The sequence below is a fragment of the Arthrobacter sp. Bz4 genome, from assembly GCF_003075455.1.
Taxonomy (GTDB): Bacteria; Actinomycetota; Actinomycetes; order Actinomycetales; family Micrococcaceae; genus Arthrobacter_D.
Genome location: NZ_QDAE01000002.1, coordinates 32,156 through 52,474 on the forward strand (window position 1 = coordinate 32,156; position 20,319 = coordinate 52,474).

19 protein-coding genes and 1 pseudogene are annotated in these 20,319 nt (G+C 64.5%); 10 read left to right on the forward strand and 10 right to left on the reverse strand.

Going from position 1 to position 20,319, the window contains the following annotated elements:
* Positions 1-11: 11 nt before the first annotated feature.
* Positions 12-1,065, reverse strand: a pseudogene (gene cobA, locus DDA93_RS01990) (uroporphyrinogen-III C-methyltransferase).
* Between the two features lie 3 nt (positions 1,066-1,068).
* The gene (gene nirB / locus DDA93_RS01995) at positions 1,069-3,732 is read right to left on the reverse strand and encodes a nitrite reductase large subunit NirB (protein WP_116777956.1); all 2,664 of its coding nucleotides are present in this window, start codon (positions 3,730-3,732) and stop codon (positions 1,069-1,071) included.
* Between the two features lie 227 nt (positions 3,733-3,959).
* On the opposite strand from nirB, the gene nirD reads away from it, so the two are divergent.
* The 5 genes from nirD (at position 3,960) to DDA93_RS02020 (ending at position 7,930) form a co-directional block, all read left to right on the forward strand.
* Entirely contained in the window at positions 3,960-4,346 is a 387-nt protein-coding gene (nirD, locus tag DDA93_RS02000) for a nitrite reductase small subunit NirD (RefSeq protein WP_019484140.1), read from the forward strand.
* 39 nt (positions 4,347-4,385) lie between these two features.
* Complete coding sequence (locus DDA93_RS02005; protein ID WP_237715345.1) at positions 4,386-5,189, forward strand: CbiX/SirB N-terminal domain-containing protein; 804 nt, start codon at positions 4,386-4,388, stop codon at positions 5,187-5,189.
* 55 nt (positions 5,190-5,244) lie between these two features.
* Complete coding sequence (locus tag DDA93_RS02010; RefSeq protein ID WP_019484138.1) at positions 5,245-5,982, forward strand: GntR family transcriptional regulator; 738 nt, start codon at positions 5,245-5,247, stop codon at positions 5,980-5,982.
* Between the two features lie 49 nt (positions 5,983-6,031).
* Positions 6,032-7,162, forward strand: a complete 1,131-nt coding sequence (locus tag DDA93_RS02015; RefSeq protein ID WP_019484137.1) for an MFS transporter — start codon at positions 6,032-6,034, stop codon at positions 7,160-7,162.
* A 300-nt stretch (positions 7,163-7,462) separates the two neighbouring features.
* Positions 7,463-7,930 carry an ASCH domain-containing protein gene (locus tag DDA93_RS02020; protein ID WP_019484136.1) on the forward strand — a complete coding sequence of 156 codons (468 nt, stop codon included), beginning with the start codon at positions 7,463-7,465 and terminating at the stop codon, positions 7,928-7,930.
* On the opposite strand, the gene DDA93_RS02025 is transcribed toward DDA93_RS02020, so the two are convergent.
* The 3 genes from DDA93_RS02025 to DDA93_RS02040 all read right to left on the reverse strand — a co-directional run bounded on the left by DDA93_RS02025 (position 7,922) and on the right by DDA93_RS02040 (position 10,112).
* The gene (locus DDA93_RS02025; RefSeq protein ID WP_019484135.1) at positions 7,922-8,488 is read right to left on the reverse strand and encodes a GNAT family N-acetyltransferase; all 567 of its coding nucleotides are present in this window, start codon (positions 8,486-8,488) and stop codon (positions 7,922-7,924) included. The genes DDA93_RS02020 and DDA93_RS02025 overlap by 9 nt on opposite strands.
* A 579-nt stretch (positions 8,489-9,067) precedes the next feature.
* Positions 9,068-9,706 (reverse strand): hypothetical protein, encoded by a 639-nt coding sequence (locus DDA93_RS02035; protein WP_019484134.1) that lies wholly within the window; start codon positions 9,704-9,706, stop codon positions 9,068-9,070.
* 19 nt (positions 9,707-9,725) lie between these two features.
* Positions 9,726-10,112 carry a hypothetical protein gene (locus DDA93_RS02040; RefSeq protein WP_202802726.1) on the reverse strand — a complete coding sequence of 129 codons (387 nt, stop codon included), beginning with the start codon at positions 10,110-10,112 and terminating at the stop codon, positions 9,726-9,728.
* A gap of 357 nt (positions 10,113-10,469) precedes the next feature.
* Between DDA93_RS02040 and DDA93_RS02045 the strand changes: the two genes are divergently transcribed.
* Positions 10,470-11,648, forward strand: a complete 1,179-nt coding sequence (locus DDA93_RS02045; protein WP_116777957.1) for a thermonuclease family protein — start codon at positions 10,470-10,472, stop codon at positions 11,646-11,648.
* On the opposite strand, the gene DDA93_RS02050 is transcribed toward DDA93_RS02045, so the two are convergent.
* Entirely contained in the window at positions 11,645-12,601 is a 957-nt protein-coding gene (locus DDA93_RS02050) for an acyl-CoA thioesterase (protein ID WP_116777958.1), read from the reverse strand. The genes DDA93_RS02045 and DDA93_RS02050 overlap by 4 nt on opposite strands.
* A 178-nt stretch (positions 12,602-12,779) precedes the next feature.
* Positions 12,780-13,010, reverse strand: a complete 231-nt coding sequence (locus DDA93_RS02055) for a DUF2892 domain-containing protein (protein WP_019484130.1) — start codon at positions 13,008-13,010, stop codon at positions 12,780-12,782.
* Between the two features lie 80 nt (positions 13,011-13,090).
* Here DDA93_RS02055 and DDA93_RS02060 point away from each other — a divergent pair, with 80 nt between their 5' ends.
* Genes DDA93_RS02060 through DDA93_RS02065 form a run of 3 tightly spaced genes read left to right on the forward strand, consistent with a single transcriptional unit; the run spans position 13,091 to position 15,616 of the window.
* Complete coding sequence (locus DDA93_RS02060) at positions 13,091-13,858, forward strand: sigma-70 family RNA polymerase sigma factor (RefSeq protein ID WP_116777959.1); 768 nt, start codon at positions 13,091-13,093, stop codon at positions 13,856-13,858.
* A 38-nt stretch (positions 13,859-13,896) separates the two neighbouring features.
* Positions 13,897-14,157 (forward strand): hypothetical protein, encoded by a 261-nt coding sequence (locus DDA93_RS16145; protein ID WP_133185398.1) that lies wholly within the window; start codon positions 13,897-13,899, stop codon positions 14,155-14,157.
* A 7-nt stretch (positions 14,158-14,164) separates the two neighbouring features.
* Positions 14,165-15,616 (forward strand): glyceraldehyde-3-phosphate dehydrogenase, encoded by a 1,452-nt coding sequence (locus tag DDA93_RS02065; RefSeq protein WP_024476899.1) that lies wholly within the window; start codon positions 14,165-14,167, stop codon positions 15,614-15,616.
* Positions 15,617-15,837: 221 nt separating this feature from the next.
* Here the strand turns inward: DDA93_RS02065 and DDA93_RS02070 are convergent, their stop codons facing one another.
* Positions 15,838-16,626, reverse strand: coding sequence for an NAD(P)H-binding protein (locus tag DDA93_RS02070; protein ID WP_116777960.1), 789 nt, complete (start codon positions 16,624-16,626; stop codon positions 15,838-15,840).
* A 99-nt stretch (positions 16,627-16,725) separates the two neighbouring features.
* Between DDA93_RS02070 and DDA93_RS02075 the strand changes: the two genes are divergently transcribed.
* Positions 16,726-17,709 (forward strand): aldo/keto reductase, encoded by a 984-nt coding sequence (locus DDA93_RS02075; protein ID WP_116777961.1) that lies wholly within the window; start codon positions 16,726-16,728, stop codon positions 17,707-17,709.
* 231 nt (positions 17,710-17,940) lie between these two features.
* Here the strand turns inward: DDA93_RS02075 and DDA93_RS02080 are convergent, their stop codons facing one another.
* Positions 17,941-19,344: an OFA family MFS transporter gene (locus DDA93_RS02080; protein WP_116777962.1), complete on the reverse strand. Its 1,404-nt coding sequence runs from the start codon at positions 19,342-19,344 to the stop codon at positions 17,941-17,943.
* A gap of 153 nt (positions 19,345-19,497) precedes the next feature.
* Positions 19,498-20,289 carry a class I SAM-dependent methyltransferase gene (locus DDA93_RS02085; protein ID WP_116777963.1) on the reverse strand — a complete coding sequence of 264 codons (792 nt, stop codon included), beginning with the start codon at positions 20,287-20,289 and terminating at the stop codon, positions 19,498-19,500.
* Positions 20,290-20,319 lie beyond the last annotated feature (30 nt).

Sequence of the window (20,319 nt, forward strand, 5' to 3'; positions counted from 1 at the left end):
GATCGCCCCGGTCACGATGCCAGGGATTCGGTCAGGTGCGCCAGGTGCGCGGCGCCGCCCTGCAGTTCGAGTCCGACACGCACCACCTCACCGATCACAAGGACTGCGGGTGACTGGCACCGGCTGACGCCAGCGGCCGTGACGATCGTTGAGAGGGTACCCGCCGTCGTCCGCTGGGATGGGCTATACCCGCGTTCGACGACGGCTACCGGCATGTCCTGCCGCATTCCGGCCCGGTCGAGTCCGGCCACCAGCTGCGGAAGCGTCGAGACCCCCATGAGGACCACAATCGTGCCGCCCAGCCCCGCGAGATGCTCATGTTCCTCATCAGTCAAGGGAGCGTGCCCGGACACCACAGTGAACAGGTGGCTGACCCCGCGATGTGTGACCGGGATGCCCGCGGCGGCGGGCACCGAAATCGCCGAGCTCACGCCGGGGACCACCCGGCAGAGGATCTGCGCCTCAAGGCAGGCCGCCAGCTCTTCGCTGCCGCGCCCAAACACGAAAGGGTCGCCGCCCTTTAACCGGACCACGTGCCGTCCCGCACGGGCACGACTGACGAGGAGGTCGTTGATCTCGGTCTGCGGCACCCGGTGATGGCCTGGCAGTTTCCCGACGTCGAGCAGTTCCGCGGCCGGAGCAAACTCGGCGAGGGCCTCGGCGGGAGCCAGCCGGTCGTACAGCACCACGTCGGCCTCCCGGAGCTGCCGCGGCGTCGAGCGTCAGCAGCCCCAACGCGCCGGGTCCACCACCGATCAAAGTCACATGGCCGGTATCCGACGGTGCTGCCTCCCGGGTGAGGAGCGCGCCAGCGCTGCGGCACCGCACCCGGAGTGCATCGCCGCACGGGTTCGGGCCAGCGGTGGGCGCCGCGGCTGCGGGCGCCCCCTCCACGACAACGACGAGTGCAACACCCTCGAGCACGGGTGCTGTGCAGTCGCCAGGATTGGGATACCGCTCGACGACGGCACCCGCGGACCGGTACCGCGCGAGGGCCCGGCGGGCGGCCCGCTCACTTCCGATGACCACCACGCGGCGTCCAGACAGATCAATATCGAGATGCACGGCTCAGCCCTCCACGGTTTCTGCTGCGGCGCGGACGGGGATCTCCGCCCCGAGGCTGACGCGTCCTGCGCCGGCCTCAATCTCTGCCGGGGTGGCCGGGCGCCGCTGGCCGCGCTCCTCGACGAGGACGATCGACTGGTCTGCGGCGTCCGGCGCGTTGACGAAGGACCTGAAACGCCGGAGCCGGTCAGGGTTGTTAAGCGTCGCCGCCCACTCGTCTTCGTAGTGCTCCACATGGCGGGCCATCGCGGTTTCGAGGTCGGCGGCGATGCCGAGGGAATCGTTGATGACGACGTCGCGCACGTGCTCGAGACCGCCGTCGAGATCGTCCATCCAGCGGGCAGTCCGCTGCATGCGGTCCGCGGTGCGAATATAGTACATGAGGTAACGGTCGATGTACTGGATCAACGTTGCGTCGTCAAGGTCCTGGGCGAGCAATTGGGCGTGGGCGGGCTGGAAGCCGCCGTTGCCGCCGACGTAGAGGTTCCACCCCTGGTCGGTCGCAATGACACCCACGTCCTTGCCGCGGGCTTCGGCGCACTCGCGGGCGCACCCGGAGACCCCCATCTTGAACTTGTGCGGCGCGCGTAGCCCGCGGTACCGGAGTTCGAGGTTGATCGCCATGGCCACCGAGTCCTGCACCCCGAACCGGCACCAGGTGGACCCGACGCAGGACTTCACGTTCCGCAGGGCCTTGCCGTAGGCCTGCCCGGACTCGAACCCCGCCTCCACGAGAATCTTCCAGATCTCCGGTAGCTGCTCCAGCCGGGCCCCAAACAGGTCGATCCGCAGGGCGCCGGTGAGCTTGACGTACAGACCGAACTGCTCGGCGACCTGCGCGATGACGGCGAGCTTCTGCGGCGTGATTTCTCCGCCGGGAATCCGCGGCACCACCGAGTAGGTGCCGTTACGCTGCATGTTGGCGAGTGCACGGTCGTTGGTATCCTGCAGGGTGCCGCGGCCGCCGTCGAGCACGTACTCCCCGCGCTGTGTGGCGAGGATGGAACCGATGGCCGGTTTGCAGATGTCGCAGCCGTGCCCGGTTTTCGCCTCGTCGGTCGCCCCAAAGCGGAGGATGATGTCCTGGAAAGACGCCAGATCAAGAGCCTGGATGGCTTCGAACAGCTCGGGCCGCGACATCGCGAAATGTTCGCAGATGCCCTTCGAAACGGTACGGCCCGCCTTGGTGAGCTCGGCGTCGAGCAGCTTTTTGAGCATTGGCACGCAGGATCCGCACTGGGTTCCTGCACGGGAACACGCTTTGAGTGAGGGCATGTCCAGCGCTGGGTCGGTCGCCTCACCGTTGGCGTCCAGACCGTGCACCGCTGAGCGGCACGTCCCTGCGGTGATGTTGTTGCAGGAGCAGAGGACGACGTCGTCGGGCAGCTCCGACGGTGGGGCGTCGCCCGTGCCGGCCGAGGAAAGATAGGCGCCCGGCTCGGCGGGGAGTTCGCGGCCAAGCAGCGGCCGAAGCGCCGAGTAGGGTGCCGCGTCCCCTACAAAGATGCCGCCGAGCAGGGTCCGGGCATCGTCGGTGACCACGAGCTTCTGGTAGAGACCCCGGGCGGGGTCGGCGTAAACAATTTCGAGGCTGCCTTCCGACTCCGCGAGCGCGTCCCCGAAACTCGCGACCTCGACGCCGGAGAGCTTCAGCTTGGTGGCGGTGTCGAAACCGGGGAAGGTGGACAGCCCGCCCAGGATGCCGTCCGCGCAGACCTCGGCCATCGCGTTCGCTGGCGCGACCAGCCCCATGCTGACCCCCTCGTAGCTCGCCACCTCACCGATCGCCCAGACTCCAGGCCGGGCCGTCTTGCAGGCGTCGCTGATGACGATTCCGCCGCGGGGTGCCACGTCGAGGCCGGCCTCCCGAGCAAGCTCATCACGGGGCCGGATGCCGACCGAGAAAACCACGAGATCGGCGGGGAGGGCGGTGCCGTCGCTCAGGGTCACGCCGGTGACGCGGCCGTCGTCGGTGGTGATGCCGGTCGGCGCGCCACCGCAGTTGATCCCCAACCCCTTTCCCGCGATGAGGCGACCGAGCGCCTGGCCCCCGCCCTGATCGAGTTGCGCGTTCATCAGCCACCCCGCCCTGTTGACGACGGTCGACTCAGCGCCGAGTTGCTGAAGGCCTCCCGCAGCTTCAAGGCCGAGAAGGCCGCCGCCAATGACGACGGCGCGCGGCGCCCTCCCGAGATCGGCGGCGAGCCGTGCCGTCTCCGAGCGGAGCCAGTGCATGTCATCGACCGTGCGGTACACCGCTGCGTGCTCGCCGCCCGGCAGAGGCAGCCGGACGGCTTCCGATCCGGTGGCGAGGACAACGTCGTCGTAGGGGTAGCGCGTGCCGGAGGCACTCATCACGCTTTGGGCGTCAAGGTCCAGGTGGATGGCGCGCTCGCCGGTGACGAGGTCGATGGCGGGTTCACGCCACATGATGGACTCGCCGAGGCTGAGGTCGACGTCGTCGATCAGTCGCCGGCTCAGCGCCACCCGGTCATACGGAGCATGGGCCTCCTCCGTCAGGACAGTGAGGTGCAGGCCGTCAGTGCCACGTCGCCAGAGCGCTTCGACGAAGCGGTGCGCCGCTGGCCCACCGCCGATGACGACAACGCGCCGCTCCTGCGGTGTGGTGGCATCCTCAGCGGGCCGGGATGATCGGGTCTCGCTCATGTGGTGCCTCCCGTCAGGACCAGGCGGTCCCGTCTTTCGCTCCACAGTATGAGGGGGGAGTGTCGCTTATGTGTCGTGAATGTATCGCAACGTTAACAATCGACTCACGGAGCGGCCGCTGACCTGTGAGGTGGTCGTTACGCGGGCGCAACGAACCCGGGACGTGGGCGACATGTCCGCAGCCTAGCGTTGTCCCCAGTGCACCATCCGCGATCGAGGAGAACGTCATGACCGAGCTCATCCTGCACCGTCCCGCCATCTCGGAGGCCGCCGTCGAGCTGGCCTGGGAACAGGTCTGCCGTCTCGACGACCTTGAGGAATGCTGGGGGGAGGCGGCGCTGGTCGGAACGGTCCAGGTTGCCCTGTTCCGGCTGCCTGGTGACCGGCTCCACGCCGTCGGAAATATCGATCCACGAACTGGCGCAGCCGTGATGGCCCGCGGCATCATAGGGTCTCGCGGTGCCGCACCGACGGTCGCCTCGCCTCTTCACAAGGAGGTGTACGACCTGGCCACCGGTGCCTCGATCTCCGGCGGCCAGGGGCTCAGGACGTATCCGGTGCGGTGCGTCGATGGGGTGGTGGAACTCTTCATCGAGGTCGGGTTTCGCGCCTGAGCGGGCGGTAAGAGTTCAATCAGTGCTTCAATGGCTGGCATGACTTCGCATCTGACGGACGTGGGCGCACCGGTCCTCATCGCCTGCGCGCACGGCACGGACAACGCCCAGGGGCGCCGCGAGATCAACGCGGTCCGGGCCGAGATCTCTGCACTGCGTCCTGAGCTTGACGTTCTTGAGGCCTACGTCGACGTGCAGGATCCCGATCTGGTGGACGTAGTCGCCGCGCTTCCACCGAACCGTCCCGCCGTGATCGTGCCGTTGCTGCTGTCGGTCGGCTATCACGTGAAGGTGGACATTGCCCGGGCGGCGGCGAGCCGACCGGGGACCGTATCGGCGCTTCCGCTCGGCCCGGATCCACGCCTGGCGCGGGTGCTGCAGCAGCGATTGGTGGAAGCCGGTGTGGCCGAGGGCGACGACGTCGTCCTGTCCGCAGCAGGCTCCTCCGATGCCTGCGCTGCCGAGGACGTCGCCGAAGTTCAGGCGAGCCTCGCGGAACTCAGGACCGGCCCGGTGCGCCCCGGGTTCGGCGCGAAAGCCTCGCCCTCCGTGCCTGACGCCGTCGCGGCCTGCCGCGAAGGCACCCCCTCTTCGCCGGTTGCGCTGGCGTCCTACCTCCTCGCGCCCGGGTTCTTCCATGACCAGCTCGCGAAGGCCGGGGCCGACGTCGTCAGCGCTCCCCTGCTCCCGAGCCCCGCGATCGCTGAGATCGCGCTATCGCGGTACGACGACGCCGTCGCCCGCCTGCTGAGTGGGTCGCGGCCGGACGCCGGCCCGTGCCTCCGCCCGTGTCGGGCGCGCGTGGCGACGTGTGTCAGGAGCGGGCTGGCACAGCCGGTCTGACGCTGCCTAATCCGTGAACTGACCACCCCCTGCAACTCGCACTACTCTTGGAGTCATGTCACCCGCCGTCGACGACGCCCACGTCCCCGCCGCCCGGCCGCCGTCCCTGACCGAGCGGACCATTGAGGCCGTGCGGGAGGGGATCCGGAACGGCAGCTTCGTCCCCGGTGAGCTGTATTCCGTCTACCGGTTGGCGGATGAGTTGGGCGTCTCCCGCAGCCCGGTCCGCGATGCGCTGCTCCGGTTGGCGGAAACCGGGATGGTGGCCTTCGAACGCAACCGTGGTTTCCGCGTGGTGCTGCCGGGAGCGCGGGAGCTGACCGAGATCATCGCCGTCCGGCTTGCCCTGGAGGTCCCCGCAGCGGAGCGGGCGGCGGTCCGGGCCACCGACGCCGACCGCTCCGCGTTGCATGACGAACACTCGGCAATGCAGGCGGCTGTCCTCGCGGGCGACGAATCCGCGTTCATGCTGCATGATCAGCGGCTGCATGGGTTGCTGCTGGATCTCGCCGGCAATGCCCACGCCGCCCGGATTATCGAGAACCTGCGCGACGCCACCCGGCTGGTTGGCGCTTCCACGATCAAGAAATCCCGTTCCCTGGAGGATGTCTACCGGGAGCACCGGCCCATTCTGGACGCCATCGACGACGGCGACCCCGTGGCCGCAGGTTCCGCGATGCGCCGCCACCTTGAATCCACCGGAAGGCTCCTGCTGCGGGAGGCACCCGATGGCAGCGGCACCTCTCTCTGGGCGGACCTGATCGAACCAGTGGCCGACGAGCGCGGCGGGTAGCCCGGTGACGCAGGAGACAGAAAACCGCCCCCGGGGTGGGCTTGCCGCAATGTGTATCGCTCAGACCACGAGTTGGGGGCTGTTGTACTATTCATTGCCCGTGGCAGTGGTACCCATCGCTCGGGACACCGGGTGGAGTGCTGCGGCGATCACCGCCGCCTTCTCCGCCGGTCTGATCGTTTCAGCGGTGGTGGGGATCTGGGTGGGTCGGTTGCTGGACCAGACGGGGCCGCGGCGCCTGATGGTGACCGGCAGTCTGATCGGCGTCGCGGCGTTGCTGCTGGTAGCGGCAGCCCCTAATCTGCCGGTGTTTGTCGCCGCTTGGCTGGTGGCAGGTCTGGCCCAGGCTGCGGTGTTCTATCAGCCGGCGTTCGTGGTTTTGACCCGCTGGTATGGACCGGCCCGAGTGAAAGCCTTGACCACCCTGACACTCGTCGCCGGGTTCGCGTCCCCCATCTATGCCCCCCTTACGGCACTGCTGATCGAGAGCATCGGCTGGCGGTCCGCCTATCTAGCGCTCGCGGGTGTCCTGGCGGTGGTCACCCTCCCGCTCCACTGGTTTTTCCTGAATGCCCACTGGACGGTTCCGTCACCGGCGCAATCACGGCAGGCGGTCACGAAAAACGTCCGTACGACAACCCGCAGCCGCCGGTTCATCATGCTGCAGGTGGCGGTTGCCGCGGCGACCCTCGCCCTATTCGCGGTGACCTTCAACCTGATTCCCCTACTGCTGGAGCTGGGTTTTGATTACCGGACCGCGGTACTCGCCTTCAGCCTGATCGGCGTGGGCCAGGTGATCGGCCGGTTGTTCTTTGCTGTGCTGCCTGGCCGGTCCAACCCGGTGCGGCGGGCTGTGCTCCTGTTGGCGGCGGGGGCTACCTGCCTCTGGTTGCTGGGGTTGCTGCCCGGTCCGGCGTTCGTCCTCATCGGGGTTACAGTCCTGACCGGCGCGGTCCGCGGGTGTATCACCCTGCTGCAAGCGACAGCCGTCGCGGACCGGTGGGGCACGTCGAACTTCGGGGCGGTGCAGGGCGTATTTGTGGCGCCGGTGACAGCCGTCGGTGCCCTGGCTCCTGCGGCTGGACCTCTCCTTGCAGGGCTCCTCGGAGGGTATCCGGCAATGGCACTGGCCATGGCCGGGGTGGCGACGCTGGGAGTGCTGGCTGCGGCACGCTCCTGATTGACACCCGTCAGACCGGGAGGTCGGGCCAGGTGACTATCAGGTCTGGTTCGCCACTTCGGCGGACAACCGCGACCGGTTCAGACAGGCTGACCCGGATAAGCGATCCTGCAGTTCGGACTTCTTGCCACCCCATTGGTTCCTGTGTCATGGGCCCAGTGTTACAGACAAGCCGCCATCCGGCCGGATACTTAAGCCACGCGGCGCCTCACACTCGTCGGCCTGCGGCGCGACTTCTGACACCATGGGGTGGTGGAATCTCAATCTGTTGACCCCATCGACACGCATGCAGGCATTCGGATGTGGCAGGACTATTCCGCCGCTCATCCCGAGGCAGTAGCAGCGTCGCCCGAATACACTGTCGAACACTTCGGTGACACCCGTCGACTAGCGGATGAGCTGCTAGCCCTCGTCCTCAGCGGACGGAAGCGGGCGACGGCGGAGCTGGTTCGTGATTTCATCTCTCGAGGTGATCAGGTGCCCCGCATCGGATCCCATTGGATTGCCTGCGCTGGAGATGGAACTCCTCGCATCATCATTCGCAGCCTGGAACTCCGCATCGGTGATTTCGCCAGTGCAGATGCCGCGTTCGCCATCGACGAAGGCGAGGACGATCTAAGCCTGGAGAGTTGGCGGCGTGAACACCGCCGGTACTGGACCCGGGTAGCAGCAGCCCAGGGTCGGCGCTGGTCGGAAAGCGAAGAGATCGTGTTCGAGCGTTTCGGTGTCGTGTGGCCGCCAGAATATGCGGACTCGGCCCTAGGCTAGCCAGCTGGCAGCCTCTGCCAGGTACAACTCACACATTGCGTTGTAATAGTCTTTCGTTGCCCCCTGATGCTTCATCCCGATACGCCTACACACGCTTTGAGATGCTGTGTTCGCAGCCGAGGTTACTGCGATCACCCGGTCCAGGCCTGCGCTGAAACCATGTGCCAGCACAGCTGACGCTGCTTCGGTTGCGTATCCCTTCCCCCAATAATCCGGATGGAAATGCCACCCAATTTCCGTGTCACCTGATAGTTGGAGCGGCGCCTCACCCGATGCAGGAATCCCCTTCAACAGGATGGTCCCAACCAATTGGGAATCCTTTACTCGCTCCACCGCCCAAAACCCCTGGACAGGATGGTGGAAGCCCCGGCATTTCTCGATCAGCCTGTCAGCCTCGGATCGGCCCTCCATTACCCGTGGAACCAACCCGATAAAGCGTTGGACCTCCCAACGGGAGTAAAGGTCGTAAACAAATTCAGCGTCGGTTGGCTCCCACATTCGGAGCAGCAAACGGTCGGTCGCTAAAGGCCGCACGTGGCCCCCTTGTGCCGAAGCCATCGGTTGACCTGCACTGAGACTCCTCCCTGAGATCCCCGGTAAGAGGCCGTCTGCCGAAATCCCGCACGCTCGGCGACTCTTTCACTTGCGGTGTTGCCTGAGACAATTTCCAAAGCCACCGTTGGAAAGCCATTGTCGAAAAGCCAAGTTGCCACGAGTTGAACAGATTCGGTCGCTGTCCCACAGCCTCGGGCGACGGGCTTCAGGGCATAGAAGACTTCCGGTTCGCCGCCATCGCACCATCCCATCCCAACCGTCCCCACCGCCGAGCCATCGATTACTATCGCATACCGGGCAGCAAGCTGACTCCTGTGACGTTCCTGGGTTCGGACTATCCGGCTGCGGGCAGCTTGTTCCTCGAGATTCAGCGGATAGTAGGTCCACTGGGGAACATCTGAAACCCGGCTCAAGTCGTATTCCAACTGCCAGTCTTCTTCTGTCAGGCATCGGAGCAAGAGATATTCGCTGCGGAGCTCTTGCGGGAATGGGATAGGAAACGCCATCACCTGATGATGGCATAGGAATCAGGACAAAAGGCCGCGCTTCACCACCCGAAGAGGATTCCAGGAGTGACCGCCGCTATTGCCGTTCCCACGACCCACACCGCGCCGTTTCGAAATCTTGCCCCTCCGACAGGGTTACAGTCGGTCTCCCGCCTCCAGGAATATCATTTGCCTGAATGTCATCGCCGTTGGTCCCCGAGGTGTAAATACCCCAGTAGCACTTCGAGCCAACGTTCTCGGTTGTTCGATAGGCACCCGGCTCCACGTCAACGCCGACCGTCCACGTACCTTCCGCAATCGTGTTTGCCGCCTTTTCTTCCTCCGCGCCGGACACAGCGTCTTCCCGCGCCTTAACCGCGTCAGCTGCAACTTCCACCTCGCCCCGCAGGGTCTCAACTTCGGCCTCGCGCTGCTCAACTGCCGTCAAGGCTTCCTGCAACTCTGCGTCGTTGCCCTCTACTTCACTAGACAACTTCTCGAACCCGGTCTTCATGTCCGAATACCGCGACTGCAACGAGTCCCGTTCAGCTTCCAACTCTTCGGACTGCAGCGCCAGAGAAAGGTAATCGTCACTCGATTTTGGGTCGGGCAGGACCGTGCCTAGTGCGATCCCTCCCCCAAAGAGACCTACACCCAATACTCCCGCGGCAATCCGTGTGGTGCGGCGAGATAGATTCAGAGGACTCTTCGTCCGCTTCGCTTCGCTGATGGACATTGACTGTGATTCTCCCAAGTTAGCGTTGGTCAGCTATTTCAATGACGACATTCATGCCGCTGTCGGGGTGGTACCCCCAGGACGCCGAAAAGTCGCCCCACTCCCCAGATAGATTGCCGTCGAGTGCGCGGGTGCTGTCCATCCGAGACACGATGCTGTCCGAAACTTCAAGTTCATCCAGGACACAAACGAGCGCAGCATAGGGTGCCCCCGAAGACTCAGCGCCTTCGGTACTTATCGAGATACTCCGTCCCTCATCTCCGACTTGCACGCCTTCAGTTCCATCGACTCCGCACGCTGACACCGCATCGTCGATCGGGCTTGAAGCAAAGGTCTCGGCGGGTTCGGCGCTTGGGCTGGAAGGCAGCGACAGAACGCCGTAGGACAGGACCGAGCCGATTGCCATGCCAATCACCAATCCAGTGAGACCGAAGACAAGCGGTTTCCGGTCCGGTGCCGGCGATCGGTTGGGCCCGGACTTCGACACCCCTGGAGGTGCATCCGGGGGTGGAAGCATGGGTTTCACTGCGGGTTGGACTGACCCCGGTACTTGGTCGTGCGGCATTACTGGGTCCTGTCTGTGGCGTCGATGTCGGGTATGACTATCGGCCGATTCGTTTCCTGCGTTAGAGCTTGGCGATGGACCAACAGATCGGGCGCCCAATCCGCAGCTGCGTCCTTCCCTGTCCGCCGAATTCGTCGCCGGGTGACCGTATGATCAGTTGGTCATAGGTGGTAACGGTCTTAGTAATTTGGGGAATCAATGCAGGAAACCAGCCCGTCGTCGGGATTTTTCGCTCGGAAGCGTCGTCGTTATTCAACAGCAGTCATCCTGGCGGTGTCTGTCGTTGCAGGAGTGGCGGGGTGCGGTACCGCGAGCGCAGACGCCCAAACCGGCGAGGTGGTCCGGGTCATCGACGGTGACACATTGGTCATCAACTTCGAAGGTGAAGACCAGAGGGTCCGGCTCCTCAACGTAGACACCCCTGAGACAAAGCACCCAGATAAGGCGATAGAGTGTCTCGGCCCTGAAGCGACGGCCTTCCTGGAGAGCATGTTGCCACCTGGCACCACGGTGGGCCTGGACTTCGACGTCGAAAGGACCGACCAATACGACCGTGTGCTAGCTGCCGTCGCCTTAGAGGACGGCACATTGGTCAATGCGGAGATTGCCCGTCAGGGGCTGGGCATAGCAGTCCTCTTCGAACCGAACAGCAAGTATTTCGACGTCGTTCGGGACGCTCAGGCTGAGGCCACCGCCAACGAAACGGGTCTTTATGATCCTTCGGCGGAGTGCACTGTCCCGGCCGAAATTGAGCAGGCTGCGGCGGCCGTCACCGAGGCCATGGAGCAGCCCGCCGGGGCAACAGCCGCGGCAGCCGCGGCGACGGTCGGGAGCCTGGCTGCGGCCCTGGTCGCAGCCAAGGCCCTGCATAGCGCTCTGAAAGCGGGTGAACAATCAGTTCGCTGGCTCGCGCATTCGACGGCCGCCGGAGTTTCTCTCCTGTCCGGGCTGTCGGCAACGATCGATTCCGGGGAATCGAGGCTTGCCTCAATTGAAGCGGAGGCCGAGACGCTTAAGTCTGAGGAAGCACAGGCCAGGGCAGACGCTGCAGCGAAGAAGGCGGAGGCAGCCCGTGTGGCGGCGGAGCAGAAAGAACGGGCAGCAGCTGCAGCAGTGGCTGAGCAGGAACGAAAAGAGGCGGCCGAGCGGGCCGAAGCGGATCGTCTGGCAGCCGAGGCTGCCGCTTTGGAAGCTGAAAGGCTCGCCGAAGCCGAACGGGAGCGCGTCCGAAACCTTCCCGCGCCCTACGTTCCGCCAGCTCCGCAACCCGCCCCTCCGGTCGTGCAGCCTCCACCGCCGGCGCAGGAGCCCTTCCCGGGTTATACCGGTCCCCGGTGTTACGCCCCCGGTGGGAAGACCTGGAAGCCCTGCCCCTAACGGGTCAGGTGGTTGGGCAGCCGGTTCCCCGGCGCGCGCCCCCGGATTTCCAGCAGCTCCCGCGCATGCGCCTCAAGTCGGCGGTCCTCTTCGGACCGGGGTATCCACCCCGGGACGGCGACAGCTGTGCCGTTCGCATCCCTGGCCACCATCACGGTGAGGCAGTAGGTGGTCAGATTCATGTCCTCGTCGGTCGGTTTTCCGGACCTGACGTGGACGGCGATGTGCATTCCCTTGTTGCCCGTATAGACCAGGCGGGCTTCCACCTCCACCACGTCCCCGATCAGCAGCGGCCGATAGAACCGCACCCCACCGGAGAACACCGCCACGGTGTCCTGGCCGCAGTACCGGGCCGAACAGACGTAGGCGGCCTCATCGATCCAATCCATCACCGTGCCGCCGTGCACTTTGCCACCCCAGTTCACGTCGGTCGGCGCCGCGAGGAACCGCAGGGTAACTTTTTCGGCGGTCCCTTCGTCGGTGTAGACCTGTCCGCGCATTGCCTCGACAATTTCCTCGCGCACAGCGATCCGGGCCTTCGCCGCGTCCCGGCGGCTGACCTCTTCGGGGGTTGACGGTTCGAACGGTGGTACTGGAACAGGCTTGCCATCCGGTCCGACCGCTACGAAAATCACCAGGCATTGGCTGCGCATTGACGCGTCGCCGCCTTTGACGTCACCGGAGGACACCACGGTCTGGATGTGCAGCGACGACCGCCCGGTGTACACAATGGTTGCCTCGACCTCCACCATGTCGCCCACATTCACCGGATCAGCGAAGTGGATATTGCCGACGTACGCGGTGACGCAGTAACTTTTCGCCCACCCGACGGCGGCAGCGTAGGCTGCCTTATCCACCCATTCCAGCACCGTCCCGGCGTCGACGGAACCACTGTGTCCTAGGTCGGTGGGAGCAGCGAGGAAGCGCAGGGTTACCGAGTTGGTCTGATTCATTGAGTCAGTATTGCGCATCTGGAACTGGCGCTCATCGGTGCAGGACCGAACCTAGTCAAATCAGGTGGTCTCAACGGGGCACAGATCCGGGCCGCCGCTCGGGTGGTTGGCGTCAGCACCCTGCTCCGGCCCGTCACTTCGCTGATTCAGCCAGCTATCTTGGCGCAAGCCGCGGACATTATGCGCGCTCAGATGTCCGCTTTGGATTGCCCCACACATCGGTGTGGAACAGCGGTCCGAGCAGGCAAAAGTTGACCACCCCAGCCGCGATCATTACGAAACCGACCAGCACCAGGGCTATCCCGCCGGCACCCTCCACGGCAAAAACACCCACCAGGGCCAGTACCACTCCAGCCGTGATGCGCAGGATCCGACCGCTGCTGCTGCGCATAAACTTCACGAATTCCATCGTCTTTCCTTTCCTCTGTCCTTCGCGGATACTCTGTTAGACGGTTCACCGAGCGGAACTGGACGTAGGAGCGTGCGGCAATGCTGTCATCCGAAGAATTTCTTACCGCGCTTAGCGCCGAAATGCCGCGACTTCGACGATTGGCGCAACGGACTGCGCCGAAAGGCATCGACGCCGACGACCTGGTTCAGGACACTCTCGAACGGGCGTGGCGTGCCCAGGGCACGTACCGCGGCGACGCCTCGTTGGCCACGTGGCTGCACCGCATCCTGATCAACCGTAGTAAAGACCTTGCGGGGCGGAACGCACCCCTGACTGTGCCAGCCAATGAGGATCTTCGGGCAATGACGGTCCCAGATCCGCTCGCCGTGATTGAACAGGCAGAGGACGAACAACATCTCCGCGCCGGACTGGCGCAACTCCCCGTACAGGACAGGATGATGCTCGTTCTGCATGACAGTCTGGATTGGAGCGCAGCTGAGATCGCCGATCTAGGAGGCTTTTCTGAAGCAGCCGCACATAAACGCCTGCAGCGGGCGCGATTACGCATGGTCCAAATCCTGGCAAAGACCAGCGGGACGATCGAACGACAAACCGCCGACTGCCGGCAGGCCCGGGACTCCCTAGCCCCTTACCTTGAGGGGACCCTCGCCGACGAAACTCAGCGGCATATCGAAGCGCACCTCAGACACTGTCCGCACTGCCCACCCCTGGCCCAGGCCCTCGTTGGCTTACGCTCAGCCCTGTCCCACCCATCCCCCAAGTCCACGCCAGCGCCTCGACTGATCAAAGCACTCGCTTCTTTCCGTCAGGAAGTCGACGAATACGACCGTACGTCCGAAAGGTGAAGCCCTCGGCCGTCGCCGCATGGGACAGGGGTCGCTTCATGGCTCCAGCATGCGCGCTGGCTGTTTCGGCTGCGTTGCGTCGCCGTGACCATTTACCGCCAATCGGTGTCGGGACGATATTCTTGACCTATCACCCGCGCACCATCCCCGCCCCCGACGCCGTCGTCCGGGCGGCCGCGCGCATGAGCCAGCCGCGCCAGACCTATTCGACCAGGTCCGCGGCGGGCCGCACACAACGCTGGAGAACCCAGCGGCAGGAAGGGATTGACAGTGCACCGCGACCCATCGGAATGCCTTGACACATGGATGAGCCGAGAGGCTCTTGCGGAGGGAATGATCCCCGTCATCGGGCGGCTGTACCGCGAAAACAACGTGGTGATCAGCATCCACGGCCGCAGCCTCATCAATAAGTCGGCCATGAACATCCTCAAAGCCCACCGGTTTGCCCGCCGGATCAGCAAGGAAGAGTTGTTCCTCGAGGAAACCGCGCCGCTCCTGCGCACCCTGGTGGACCTTGATCTGGGCGCCGCGGCCATCGATATTGCCCGGCTGACCCAGAAGTTCAAGGCCGACGGCGGTGGCGCCTCCCTGGAGGACTTCCTCCGCGCGGAGCTGGCCGACGTCGTCGACAAGCGCGGGGCCGACGAACGCACCAGCACCGACGTCGTGCTCTATGGTTTCGGGCGCATCGGCCGCCTGGTGGCACGGCTCCTGATCGAGAAGGCCGGCGGTGGCCACGGGCTGCGGTTGCGCGCCATTGTGGTCCGTAAGGGCGCCGACAACGACCTGATGAAGCGGGCCAGCCTGCTCCGCCGCGACTCGGTGCATGGCAGCTTTGAGGGCACCATCCGGATCGACGAAGAAGCCAACACGATTACCGCCAACGGCGTGCACATCCAGGTGATCTACTCGAACGACCCGTCCACCGTCGACTACACCGCCTACGGCATCAAGGACGCCCTGCTGGTCGACAACACCGGACGCTGGCGCGACGAGGAAGGGCTGTCCAAGCACCTGCAGAGCAAGGGCATTGCCCGGGTGCTTTTGACGGCGCCGGGCAAGGGTGCGCTGAAGAACATTGTGCATGGCATCAACCACAACACCATTCTGCCCACGGACCAGATCGTCACCGCCGCGTCCTGCACCACCAACGCCATCACCCCCGTGTTGAAGGCCATCAATGACCGGTTCGGTGTGGTGCACGGGCATGTGGAGACGGTGCACTCGTTCACTAATGACCAGAACCTGATCGACAACTTCCACCAGGGTGACCGGCGTGGCCGTTCAGCGGCGCTGAACATGGTCATCACCGAGACCGGTGCGGCGAAGGCCGTCGCGAAGGCGCTCCCCGAGCTCGAGGGCAAACTGACCGGCAGCTCCATCCGCGTGCCGACCCCCGATGTCTCGATCGCAATCCTCAACCTGACCCTGGCCGACGGGACCAGTAAGGACGAGGTCAACACCTACCTGCGCGAAACGTCGCTGCACTCCGATTTGCGCAAACAGGTCGACTACATCGACTCGCCCGACGTCGTCTCCACCGACTTTGTCGGCTCCCGCCGGGCCGGGATTGTCGATGGACTGGCGACCATCGCGAACGGCACCAACCTGGTGCTCTATGTCTGGTACGACAACGAGTTCGGCTACAGCTGCCAGGTGGTCCGGGTGATGGAAGAGATGGCCGGCGTGAACCCGCCGTCGTTCCCGGCCAAGGAACCCGTCGCCGCGACAGTGCGGTCCTCGGCCTCGGCGGGCTGAAACACGCCGCCCGCACGAAGGCGCCCCTCGAGGCGACCTGTGGGGGCGACCATAGAACCGCCGGTTGGGCACAGAGTCGCCGCTTGCAAGCGGCGACTCTGGACCTAACCGGCGGTTCTGTGTGGAGGGGCGCCCTGGTGCTGCGTACCCCCGGCGTGTTTGCGTGCAGGTCCGTACGCTGTGCGAGCGCCGTCGGGACATGACCGGGATGTCTGGCCTCATCAGACCGAGCGCAGGCGCAGCCAGGCCTCGAAGGTCAAGCCGTTGACGGCCGAGTCGCGGGCAAGATTCTCGCCGCTACTGAAGAACTTCCCGAGAGCACCCGGCAGCGGCAGGGTGATCTGGCGGCCGGTTGCTCCTGTGACGTCGCGGTAGATGCGAGCCAGCTCGGCCATTTCCAGCACTTGTGGGCCGCCGACGTTGATGGTCCCCTGGGGTATCGGCTGATGGGTTGCCGCGTCGGCCAGCGCACCTGCCACATCCTGAACGGCGATCGGCTGAAACACGGCGTTCTTCAGGACAGGAAGTACTCCGGCCTTGCGCCCGCCGTCGAACACTACCGTCAGAAAGTTGTGGAACTGGGTAGCCCGGACCACCACTGATGGAATCGACGAATTCTGGTAGATCTTCTCCTGGCGCACCTTGGCCCGATAGTAGGAGAACGCCGCCAGGTCACAGTTGACAATCGAGAGCACCACAGCCCGCGCGATTCCTGCCTCTCGGGCTGCGGTAAGCAGGTTCAGAGCGCCGTCGTCGAGCGCCCGCTGACCTTTTCCGAACTGTCCGTCGAGGACGTCAATCAGGACATCGGCCTCGGCCAGCGCATCCGTCAGGCCCTCCCCGGTGGTCACATCGGCTGCCATGTGCTCGGCACCGGCGACCCACCGCGGCGAGTGGTGGGCGGGAAGGTGACGGCTGACCGACCGCGTTTGGTGGCCTCGTCTCACGCATTCGTCCACCAGATGGTGTCCCACCAGACCAGTACCCCCGACCACAACCACTCTCATCATGGCCCCTAGGCTACGCCTGCCCGCTCCGACGGACCAGAGCGCAGCGGACCGGAATCCGGGGATTGCCGCGCCAGACGCTCGGCTGGCTAGAGTCAGTGGATGGAACAACGAACTCTTGGTAAGACCGCACGCTCCGTTTCGACCGTAGGGCTGGGCACCTGGCAGCTCGGCGCCGACTGGGGAGACGTAGACCCCAACGATGCCACGGCCATCCTCCACGCCGCCGTGGATTCCGGCATCACCTTCTTCGACACCGCCGACGTGTACGGCGATGGCCGCAGCGAACAGACCATCGGCGCCTTCCTGGCGGATAACCCCGGCCTGGACATCACCGTCGCCACCAAGATGGGCCGCAGGGTGGAGCAGAGGCCGGAGAACTCCACGCTGGCAAACTTCCGCCAGTGGATCGACCGGTCCCGCACCAACCTCCGTGTGGACACTCTTGACCTGGTGCAGCTGCACTGTCCGCCGTCGTCGGTCTATTCCGACGCCGAGGTCTACGATGCCCTCGGCACGCTGGTCAGCGAAGGCGCCATCCGCAACTACGGGGTCAGCGTCGAACGCACTGATGAGGCCCTGGCCGCCCTCAAACACGGCAACATTGCGACCATCCAGATCATCCTCAACGCCTTCCGCCTCAAACCACTGGACGAGGTGCTGCCCGCGGCCAAGGAGGCTGGCGTCGGAATCATCGTGAGGGTTCCGCTCGCCTCGGGGCTGCTCTCCGGCAAGTATTCAAAGGACACGACGTTCGCCGAGAACGACCACCGGAACTACAACATCAGCGGTTCAGCGTTCGACGTCGGAGAGACCTTCTCAGGCGTTGACTTCAATACCGGCTTGACGGCCGTCAAGGAGTTCGAGGGCTTGGTTCCCGACGGCGTGACCACCGCCCAGGCCGCGATCGCCTGGATTGTGGCGCAGGACGGCGTCAGCACCGTCATCCCCGGCGCCCGCACCGTGGAGCAGGCGCGCGCCAACGCAGCAGCAGCGGACACCGGGGATCTTGGGGCCCGGTTGAACGACGGCGTCCGTGATATCTACGACCGCCACTTCCGTGAAGCGATCCACCCCCGCTGGTAAACGGCACACCGGCCCTTTGGTCGGAGAGCTGGTCGACCGACGACGACGGCTCGTTAACGACGGCGCCCCACCCTGCAAGGGGTGGGGGCCGCCGTCGTTGGTGCAGCACTACAAGCTGCGGGTGGTTAGCCGCCGAACAGTGCTGACACGCGGGTCATGGTCTGGAAGATCCCATATGCCAAGGGAACGGTCACAAGGGCCCATACGAACGTGGTGCTTGCTACCTTCATCTCATGCCTCCATAGCGGATTCTTTGGTGGACGTCCCGGATTCGGGAGCCGCCTTTGGTTCGTGGAACTTCGAGTCGACCGGCTTGATCATCAGGTTGGCGATGAAACCGATAACCAGCAGACCCACCATGGTGAGCAGTGCCGGCTGGTAGGCGGCTGCGGTGAGCTCGCCTGGTGTGCCCTGAGCATCGAGGAAACCGTTGACGATCAGTGGTCCGGCGATACCCGCGGCTGACCAGGCGGTCAGCAACCGGCCGTGAATGGCGCCGACCTGGTAGGTGCCGAAGAGGTCACGCAGGTAGGCAGGAACGGTAGCGAAGCCGCCGCCGTAGAAGGAAATGATGAAGAAGGCCAGGAACACGAAGAGGATCGTGGTGCCCGCGCCGGCGAGCGCCAGCGTGGTGTACAGCAATGCGCCAACACCCAAATAGATCATGTAGATCCGCTTGCGACCAATGATGTCTGAGGTGGAGGACCAGACGAAGCGACCGGCCATGTTTCCAATCGACAACAACCCAACGAACCCACCGGCGACAGCAACGGTGACCGCGGTGGAGCCGTCTGCCTCGCGGAAGAAGTCCTGGATCATTGGGGACGCCTGCTCAAGGATGCCGATACCTGCCGTGACGTTGCAGAAGAGCACGATCCAGACCAGCCAGAACTGCTTGGTCTTGATGGAGTTCTTGGCCGAGACGTTATCGGAGGTTACGAGCGCTTTGGTCTTGATTGTTGAGGGGTCGAAGCCTTCTGGCTTCCAGTCAGCTGCGGGGACCTTGATGGTGAACGCACCGAACATCATGTACACGAGGTAAATGGCTGCGAGGGTGAGGAAGAGCATGCCCACCGAATCGCCGCTGGCTACCCAGCCCTCGACGTCGGAGTTCGGGTCATACATCCGCAACAGCTGGGTGGAGAGGGGGCTGGCGATCAGGGCGCCGCCACCGAAGCCCATGATGGCCATACCGGTAGCCAGCCCTGGCCTGTCCGGGAACCATTTGATCAGGGTCGAAACCGGGGAGATGTAACCGATGCCAAGACCGATGCCACCGATGAAGCCGTAGCCCAGGTAGACGAGCCACAGCTGGTTGGTGAAGATTCCGAGTGAGCCGACAAGGAAACCACCGGTCCAGAAAAGAGCCGAGGTGAACATGGCCATGCGGGGGCCGTTCTTATCTACCCAGGTGCCCATCACTGCGGCCGACAGGCCCAGCATCACGATGGCGATCGAGAAGATCACGCCGATCTGCGTCAGGCTCGCATCGAAGTGCTCAACCAGGGCGTTCTTGTACACGCTGGTGGCGTATGCCTGGCCGATACAGAGATGCACCGCCAGGGCTGCGGGGGGGATCAACCAACGGTTAAACCCGGGCGGGGCGATGGTGTGTTCGCGGGCAAGCCAACTCATCAATGTCTCCTTCGTGCTGGAACGGTGGGTACTGTCAGGACCGCGGGCGCTGACGCTGCGTGAAATTGTTCAATATTCAACCTCACTAAGGGTAGACGAAGATCACATAATAGTTTGAACGGGCAACCGATGAGTTTTGACGACCTGGTCGACTCAGGAACGGGGCGCGAGCGCTGCGTAGTAGCCCGGGATCTGCTCCGGCTCGCCCTTCGCCCGCATGGCAACAGCGTTAATGGTCACCGGACCGTCCTCGAGCACAGCCCAGGACTCGTCGTCGAAGGCTGACTGACGTTCGGCGGGGCCGAAATGACCGGGTTTCGGCAGACCGCCGATGGCGAGCTCCAACGGTTTGGGAATCCTGCCGGGCGAGGCGCCAAGGCGCGAAATGTAGCTGAGCGCGTCGCCTCGATAGTTGGTTTCCACCAGAAAAACCCGCCCCTGGGGCCCGACCAAGGATTTGAGCGTGGCGGCCAGGGCAGTGCGGGCCGCCGGGTCGAGGACGTGGAAGACGCCCCGGACGAAGACGTTCGAGTGGCCAAAGTCGGCTGCCAGGAGCTCGCCGGCCCCCGGAGCGGTGCAGTCGGCGGTGCGATAGTCCACGTTGCTGAGGTGAGCCGATTCGGTCAGCGCACGGGACGTGGCACTCGAGGCGACGTCCACCCCTACAGCCAGGGGGAAGTGGGCGGCCAGCAACCGGGTGAATGCACCGTTGCCGCAGCCGATATCAATGACCGGCAGCGCAGGGTTCAGGGTGCGGCTGAGGCCGGGAAGGTAGCTATTGAACTCCTGGTCCCCGCCAGCGTCCCACAACACGTCGCCGTCGGACCCTGTGCTTTGAATCCGGTGCCAATAGTTTTCCCAGGCGACATTACGATCCCTGGGCACCCCTGAGGAGAGCCTGATGACCGCAGGCAGCAGGAGGTATTTCTTCGGGAATGTCGGCACGCGTCAACACTAAACCCTCAGCGAGGGCAA

Coding starts and splice junctions, on each gene's coding strand:
- DDA93_RS16145 (WP_133185398.1), top strand. CDS start 13,897: ATGGCTCCAGCATGCGCGCTGGCTGTTTCGGCTGCGTTGCGTCGCCGT.
- DDA93_RS02060 (WP_116777959.1), top strand. CDS start 13,091: ATGCTGTCATCCGAAGAATTTCTTACCGCGCTTAGCGCCGAAATGCCG.
- DDA93_RS02035 (WP_019484134.1), bottom strand. CDS start 9,706: ATGTCCATCAGCGAAGCGAAGCGGACGAAGAGTCCTCTGAATCTATCT.
- nirD (WP_019484140.1), top strand. CDS start 3,960: ATGACCGAGCTCATCCTGCACCGTCCCGCCATCTCGGAGGCCGCCGTC.
- DDA93_RS02080 (WP_116777962.1), bottom strand. CDS start 19,344: ATGAGTTGGCTTGCCCGCGAACACACCATCGCCCCGCCCGGGTTTAAC.
- DDA93_RS02075 (WP_116777961.1), top strand. CDS start 16,726: ATGGAACAACGAACTCTTGGTAAGACCGCACGCTCCGTTTCGACCGTA.
- DDA93_RS02065 (WP_024476899.1), top strand. CDS start 14,165: ATGAGCCGAGAGGCTCTTGCGGAGGGAATGATCCCCGTCATCGGGCGG.
- DDA93_RS02040 (WP_202802726.1), bottom strand. CDS start 10,112: ATGGCAATCGGCTCGGTCCTGTCCTACGGCGTTCTGTCGCTGCCTTCC.
- DDA93_RS02010 (WP_019484138.1), top strand. CDS start 5,245: ATGTCACCCGCCGTCGACGACGCCCACGTCCCCGCCGCCCGGCCGCCG.
- DDA93_RS02015 (WP_019484137.1), top strand. CDS start 6,032: ATGTGTATCGCTCAGACCACGAGTTGGGGGCTGTTGTACTATTCATTG.
- DDA93_RS02050 (WP_116777958.1), bottom strand. CDS start 12,601: ATGAATCAGACCAACTCGGTAACCCTGCGCTTCCTCGCTGCTCCCACC.
- DDA93_RS02070 (WP_116777960.1), bottom strand. CDS start 16,626: ATGATGAGAGTGGTTGTGGTCGGGGGTACTGGTCTGGTGGGACACCAT.
- DDA93_RS02055 (WP_019484130.1), bottom strand. CDS start 13,010: ATGGAATTCGTGAAGTTTATGCGCAGCAGCAGCGGTCGGATCCTGCGC.
- DDA93_RS02020 (WP_019484136.1), top strand. CDS start 7,463: ATGTGGCAGGACTATTCCGCCGCTCATCCCGAGGCAGTAGCAGCGTCG.
- DDA93_RS02045 (WP_116777957.1), top strand. CDS start 10,470: ATGCAGGAAACCAGCCCGTCGTCGGGATTTTTCGCTCGGAAGCGTCGT.
- DDA93_RS02025 (WP_019484135.1), bottom strand. CDS start 8,488: ATGGCTTCGGCACAAGGGGGCCACGTGCGGCCTTTAGCGACCGACCGT.
- nirB (WP_116777956.1), bottom strand. CDS start 3,732: ATGAGCGAGACCCGATCATCCCGGCCCGCTGAGGATGCCACCACACCG.
- DDA93_RS02005 (WP_237715345.1), top strand. CDS start 4,386: ATGACTTCGCATCTGACGGACGTGGGCGCACCGGTCCTCATCGCCTGC.